This is a genomic window from Streptomyces sp. NPDC002133 (assembly GCF_040296405.1).
Lineage (GTDB): Bacteria > Actinomycetota > Actinomycetes > Streptomycetales > Streptomycetaceae > Streptomyces.
Map to the genome: position 1 here is coordinate 116581 of NZ_JBEOXF010000017.1, position 6631 is coordinate 123211.

Genomic DNA, 6631 nt, shown 5'->3' on the forward strand with positions numbered 1-6631 from the left:
CTCATTTGCACGGCAGATGGTCGCAGCAGGTGACTACAACACGGCCCGCGCCCTCTCAGACAGACCCGGTCATCGGTCACATGTGAACGACAGGTGCAACGTTCTCGTCCTGCTGGGGCACACCGCGGCGGTAGAGCAGGGCGGTCACGCCCAGGCCGATGACGAAGATGGCCGCCGACCACCAGTAGGCGGTGGAGTAGCCCTCCAGGCCGGCCTGGGCCAGAACGCCGGGGTCCTTGGGGTTGCGGCCTGAGAGGTGGTCGGTTACTGCTTCGGAGGCCATCGTGCTGAGCAGGGCGACGCCTATGGATCCGCCGACCTGTTGGACGGTATTGACGGCGGCGGACGCGGCTCCGGCGTCGGCCGCGGCCACGCCGGAGGTGGCAAGGCTTATCGCGGGCGCGATGACCGTGCCCAACCCGACGCCGACCAGCACCAGCTGTGGCAGTACCTGCGTCACGTATCCGCTGTTCAGGTCCAGCGTGGTCATCCAAACCAGGCCGGCGGCCGCAATGGCCATGCCTAGTGGTACCACCGGCTTAGGTCCTATGCGGGGCACCAGGACGTTGTTGGCCACGGCGGAGGCAGACGACGATGCCACGATCATCGGCAGGAAGGCGAAGCCGGCCTTCAGGGCGCTGTAACCGAGGCTCTGCTGCAGGTAGTAGGTCAGGAACAGGAACACGCCGAACATGCCCGCGCCAGTGACGAAGAGGGCGGCGAAGGAGGCGCCGCGGTTACGGTCCAGCAGGACCCGCAGGGGCAGCAGCGGATATGCCGCCCTGCTCTGCCGCCAGACGAAGAGGGCCACCAGTACGGCACCGGCCGCCAGCATGCCCCACGTCGCCACCGAACCCCAGCCTTGCGTCTCGGCGTTCGAGAAACCGTAGACCAGGCAGAACAAGCCGGCGGAGACCAGCATGGTGCCGGGGACGTCGAGCTTCGAGGATGCGTCCCGCGGGGTGCGGTGCAGCAGGGCTGCGCCACCGACGAACGCCACCACCGCGAACACCACGTTGACGTACATGGTCCAGCGCCAGTCCAGGTACTGGGTCAGCACCCCGCCAAGGATCAGGCCGATGGCTCCACCCGCACCTGCGACCGAGCCTGCGACGGTGAAGGCCTTCGCCCGCTCGCGCGGATCGGTGAAGGTGGTCATCAGGAGCGACAGCGCGGACGGGGCCAGCAGGGCAGCGAACAGGCCCTGGATCGCGCGCGCGGTGACGAGCATGCCGAAACCGTTCGCCGCGCCTCCCAGTATGGAAGCGGCCGCGAAGCCGGTCAGACCCACCAGGAAGGTCACCTTCCGCCCGACCAGGTCTGCGACCCGGCCGCCGAGTAGCAGCAGGCTGCCGAAGGCCAGCGCGTAGGCGGTAACCACCCACTGCCGGTCGGCGTCCGAGAAGCCCAGGTCGCGCTGGGCGGACGGCAGAGCGATGTTCACGATGGTGCCGTCGAGGACTCCCATCAGCTGGGCGAGAGAAATGACCACCAGGATCCACCAGCGGCGCTGGTGTGACGGGTCGACAGGCAGATTCTCCGGTGCGGTCTCAGCGCCGCGAGCGGCGGCGATGGCGTTCTGGGACATGGGGACAGCCCTCCAGGCAGCGAACGGGGTACGGCGGAAAGAGAAAGGAAAAAGCGGGCGGAGAGATCAGGTACGGCCGTGGGACGGCGTGCCTCGGTGAACGGGTCGCGCGGGTGCCCCAGTTCGATGAGGCCGACGGCCTCCCGCTTCAGGAGAGGCCAGGATCCAGTCCACGAACACGCGCATATTGCGGTTCAGCGTCGGCACACGGCTGCCGTGGTAGAGGCGGTGGAACCACCACGCCAGGCGGCCCTTGAGCTTGATCCTGTTGAAGGGGATCGCGACGCCCTTGTGGAGGCCGACGCCGGCCGCCGCGCCCAGGTTCTTGTGCGACTACTCCTTCAGCGGCCTGCTGCACAGAGCCGCGACCACGTTGTCGGCGAGCACCGGGGCCTGACGCACGGCGCGCTGCGCGCTGGGCGGGCACCACGCGCCCTCTCCGACGGCCAGGTCGGGAACCCGGGCGCTGTCGCCCGCGACTCACCCCTGGTCGAGGCCCCACACCTGGAGGGTGGGCAGGGTGTCGACGTGGTCACGCGGGTCGTGGAGGGGGCGGGGGTGGTGCCCCCTCCGGGGTGTGTGGTGGTCAGCTGGCGGCCTGGGCGAGCAGCGGCTGGAGGGCCGGGTGCTGGAGGGCCTCCTCGGCGGCGGGGTCGTCCAGGACCTCCTGGAAGGCGGCGTTGATCCGCTCGGCCTTGGTGATCTCCGACATCGTCAGGAAGCTGACCGGGTTCCAGTAGGCGGCTGCCTTCTGCTGCCCGTCCTGCAGGATCTGCCTCATGCCGGCCATGTTCGCGAGGATGTGCTCCTCGAAGCCCTCGCGCGTCTTGTCGCCCGTGAGCGACTCAAGGCCGCCGGACTCCTCGATCCACGGGGCGATCTTGGTGTCCCACTCGATGGTGTGCTGCATCCAGTCCACGAAGTGCTCGAAGCCGACGGTCAGGAACGCGTCGTCGATGTAGGGGGCCCACTCGGTCTCGAAGGTGGTGGCCCACAGCAGCTCCGTGCCGTTGTTGAAGAGCACGTGGCGCGTGTCCCGCAGACCGGTCTTGATGGTGGCGGCCATGGGGGCCTGCTTCAGGGCTTCGACCATCCGCTGGCAGGCCGCCGCCACCTCCTGCTCGTGCCCCGGCTTGACGTGGAAGTAGGTGGCCATCTCGGAGACGACACCGTCGGTGTTGCCCTTGCCCGCCTTCTTCGTGGTCGTAGCGGTCATGGTTTCCTCCATTTAGAGACCTCGTGCGCGAATGCGATGGCATTAGCGAAATCTGTGGATAGTCGCGATATCTGGCTTTTCGCAACCCCTGTGTGAGACAGATTGACTCACAGAGAGTCTATGAGTCAACTTGTCTCAGAGAGGCCTGCGTCACGCCAGTCCCTTCAGTTCCTATGCGACCGCAGGAGCAGGCAGCTCTGGTGTTCGCGAGTCGACCTCGGCGCGCAGACCGAGGACGGCATCAACGGAGCACCCGACGACCGCACGGCCGTCGGTCCGCCGCAAGCCACGTCTCGGCTGCCCAGCAGGCCGGCGCGCCCAGGCCGCAACCAGATCCGGTGAGCTGCGCCTCAGTGCCGAGAACCCCCGAGTTGGACATTTGCGGACAATCCCTGATATCACTGGACTTCCATACAGCGTATGGAACGCAGAAGGAGTGCCGCCCGAATCGGCGGCCTCTGTTTCGACTGGTGGCCGCCGGCTGTGCCCTCACAAGGGGTGCTCGTCGATGCGGCTTCGACATAGATGGCGCACCGCACTACCCGCATAAGCAATCGCTGGGCTTGCGGACGACGCCAACACGAAGGAGATAACCATGAGGAAGCTCACGAAGCGCATTTCTCTCGCTGCCGCCTCCGCCGCGGTCGCGGGTGGAGCCGTGCTCGGCGCCGGGGGCACCGCCTCGGCCGCGGTTCCTGAGTCTGCGCACGTGCAGCGCCCGACCATCAGCGTCAAGGCCGACGACTACCGCGGGGACCGTGTGGCCTACCGGCACAACTCCGAGGGGGACTACCGCTGGGACGGATACCGCACCCGACACCACAGCGACTGCCACACGGACTCGGTCCAGTACGACCGTCGTGGTCACTTCTACTACTGGGATGACGAGGACTGCGGCTGGAAGCACGACAGGTCCTACCGCTACGACTGGGACCGGAACGACCGCGACTCGAACCGGTCCAACCGCGACTGGGACCGGAACGACCGCGACTCGAACCGGTCCGACCGGGGCCGCGACAACCGGTGAGACAGGCGCCGTTGGCACGGGTGGCCTCAGACCGTGCACGTCGCCGGTGATACCCGTTGGCGGTAGGGAGGCGGCGAGCTGATTTAAGGATCAGCGACTCGTGACCGTGTCCGGGGCGGCAGGCAGGAGGGGCTCAACGGCACCCTCCTGCCTGCACTCGTCGTGACCTCTGCGATTTTGCCGGTGTCGTTCGACGCCAGACCTTGCAGTCTCTCCGCCTCGTCGCGTACTGGCTCCCGGTCTCACTATGGACGGCATCCATGCCTTGGCGCTGCGCCTCATTGACGCCGACGGGATCGAAGACGCTCCCCATGCGCAAACTCGCGATCGACGCCCTGGCAGGACCGTGTGAGTCAACTGGCGGCAGCTTTCCGCGCCTTGGCGAATCGCCCCCCACCCTCGAGCGACGAGATCGAGACGATGAACGGCCGCCGCCGCAGCGAGATCTACGCACCGCTGATCACGTTCTTTCAATAGTGAGGGAAGACCTCACATGACAGCCGCGCCCGTGGCCACCGGCAGCCTCCGTTCCCGATGGCGACGCATATCCGGCTCGAGGCGTGCTGAGTGGGCCCGCGCCGCCGGCATGGCCGCCTTCATCACCGCGCTTCACGTCGTCGGGTGGTTCACGCTGGTGGCGATCGTGGCCCCAGAGCACCACAGCCTGGGTACCAAGAGCTTCGGGATCGGCATCGGGGTGACCGCCTGCACCTTAGGCATGCGACACGCCTTCGACGCCGACCACGTCGCCGCGATCGACAACACCACCCGCAAACTCATGGAGGAGGGCCGACGTCCCCTGTCGGTCGGCTTCTGGTTCTCCCTGGGCGGCGCCTCACTCGGCACCGCCGTACTGGCGACCGTAGCCGCCTCCCGGACCGCGTCGCTCCTCACGGACCACAAGAGCCAGGTGGACGCGCTCACCAGCGGCTTCCGGCTCGCGTACGCGCTCAGTGCCGCCTTCGTGGTCGTATTGCTGCTCGTCGCGGCGTTCGCTCTGCGCACCCCGCGGTCCGCCGATCCGGAGGGCGCCGAGCGCGCTCCGTCCGACGCGACCGCGGCGCTGGGCTGAGCCAGGGCGGTCCCCGGTGGACGTCGGCGGACGGGCCACCGGGGACCGTGAGGAAGGCACCCACGGAGCGGCAAAGAGGGCGGACCGGCGCAGGGCCGTCGTCGTGCACGGTCGCCGCACCGAGTGGTCGCTTTCAGGAGCGCCATCACCAGCCTCCTCGTGAGCCACCGCCGCTACCCGAACCCTGAGCGCGCCCGCCGACGGATCGAGCGTGTCGCCCGCCTAACCGATCAACGCCGTGACCTGTGGCTGAGCTGTCGACGGGTGTCAGCGTTGGTCGCCGTTGAGCGCCTCCGCACGGCCCAGAGACGGCCGAGCGGAGGCGTTGACTAGCCGCGCGGTTCGGCGAGCAGATCGTCGATCACATGGCAGCGAATCTCAGGGAGAGACTCTGCGATCGCCTCACGCATCGATGAAAGGGCTTCTGGATCGACGCCCGGGCACCGCTCGCGGGCAGAGGCGTCCGGCCAGCGTGCGTAAGCGACCCAGGTGCCGTCATCGGCTTGGTGCAGGCGGGATCCGTAGCTGCCGCAATGGTCATGGATCTTCTCTGTCATCCGGTCCCAACTCGACGCGAACTGCTGCTCTTTGCCCTGGTGTAGCCGCCACCGGTATATGACCGCAAACATGACGCGAACCTCTTCTCTGATCCGCCCAGTGATCATTTTCTTGATCGAGCAGAACCGTACCGCTGGCGTTGGCGCGAGCTTCGCATCCCCCGTAGGTACGTGCACCACATCTGCCGGACGCCGAATATTCGGGCAGTGGCGGCAGTGTCGGTACCAGCGGCCCCACGCTTCGTCGGCTTCGCCACCTCGGCAGGGGTGAAAAGTGGGCGCCGGTACTCAAGAGAGCACCGGCGCCCACGACATGGCACCTCTCACCTCTACGCCGACCGCGCTCGGGTGCTCGGACTTCGGATCCCGATCCCGCGCAACCAGCCGGCGGCAGTGCCGTCAGGCCCAGGCGACGGCGTCCTCAACGGGCACGCGGGGCAGCCGCGGGAACCACGGGTCGGCACCGGGGTGACCGATGTTGACCACCAGATGCGAACGCCAGCTGGTACCGGCGAAGAACTCCTCGTCCACGCCAGCCTTGTTGAAGCCCGCCATGGGGCCAGCCGCGAGCCCCGCTGCGCGCACTGCGAGTAGGAAGACCCCGGTCTGCAGTGCCGAGTTGTAGGCCGCGATGCTCTCGCGCGCCTCGTTCTGGTCGGCGAACGCCGCTCGCAGCATGTCGCCGCGGGCCGGGAAGACGGTCGGCATCTGCTCGTGGAAGTCGACGTCGTACGCCAGGATCGCCACGGCCGGCGCAGTGAGCGTCTTGGCCCTGTTGCCCTCGTCGAGATGCCGGACCAGTCGCTCCTTACCCTCGCGGGTGCGCACGAAGAGCACACGCAGAGGCTGACCGTTGGCGGCGCTCGGCGACCAGCGGGCGAGTTCCCAGATCATGGCGAGGTCGTCGTCGGCAACGGCCACCTCGGCAAAGGTGTTCGCGGTGCGGGCCTCGGTGAACAGCACCTTTCGCCCGGCGTCATCAAGGACATCGAGGGCCTGCGGCGCGCGGTCGGTCATGCTCATAGTTTCTCTCTTACTTCGGTTGTGCGGATGGTGTGGTGCCGGGGCGAACGGTCGTGTTCCGTTAGGACGAACCCACGGTGATCGTCAGATGTGCGATCCACGGCACAGGCGGACGTCACTGAGTTCGCCTGCGTCCACACGTAGTACG

General features: G+C 67.5%; 5 protein-coding genes and 1 pseudogene. 2 read left to right on the forward strand and 4 right to left on the reverse strand.

Features of this window, described 5'->3' with window-relative positions; translation table 11 throughout:
- Nucleotides 1-76: 76 nt before the first annotated feature.
- The gene (locus ABT078_RS19115) at nucleotides 77-1588 is read right to left on the reverse strand and encodes an MFS transporter (protein ID WP_351229124.1); all 1512 of its coding nucleotides are present in this window, start codon (nucleotides 1586-1588) and stop codon (nucleotides 77-79) included.
- 586 nt (nucleotides 1589-2174) lie between these two features.
- Complete coding sequence (locus tag ABT078_RS19125) at nucleotides 2175-2804, reverse strand: hypothetical protein (protein ID WP_351229120.1); 630 nt, start codon at nucleotides 2802-2804, stop codon at nucleotides 2175-2177.
- Nucleotides 2805-3399: 595 nt separating this feature from the next.
- Here ABT078_RS19125 and ABT078_RS19130 point away from each other — a divergent pair.
- Together ABT078_RS19130 and ABT078_RS19135 are read left to right on the forward strand one after the other, a co-directional pair.
- Nucleotides 3400-3831, forward strand: a complete 432-nt coding sequence (locus ABT078_RS19130; RefSeq protein WP_351229126.1) for a hypothetical protein — start codon at nucleotides 3400-3402, stop codon at nucleotides 3829-3831.
- A 493-nt stretch (nucleotides 3832-4324) separates the two neighbouring features.
- A pseudogene (locus tag ABT078_RS19135) lies at nucleotides 4325-4810 on the forward strand (HoxN/HupN/NixA family nickel/cobalt transporter); the annotation flags it as partial.
- 422 nt (nucleotides 4811-5232) lie between these two features.
- Here the strand turns inward: ABT078_RS19135 and ABT078_RS19140 are convergent.
- Together ABT078_RS19140 and ABT078_RS19145 are read right to left on the reverse strand one after the other, a co-directional pair.
- Nucleotides 5233-5568, reverse strand: a complete 336-nt coding sequence (locus ABT078_RS19140) for an antibiotic biosynthesis monooxygenase (protein WP_351229128.1) — start codon at nucleotides 5566-5568, stop codon at nucleotides 5233-5235.
- Between the two features lie 291 nt (nucleotides 5569-5859).
- Nucleotides 5860-6477, reverse strand: a complete 618-nt coding sequence (locus ABT078_RS19145; RefSeq protein ID WP_502981251.1) for a malonic semialdehyde reductase — start codon at nucleotides 6475-6477, stop codon at nucleotides 5860-5862.
- Nucleotides 6478-6631 lie beyond the last annotated feature (154 nt).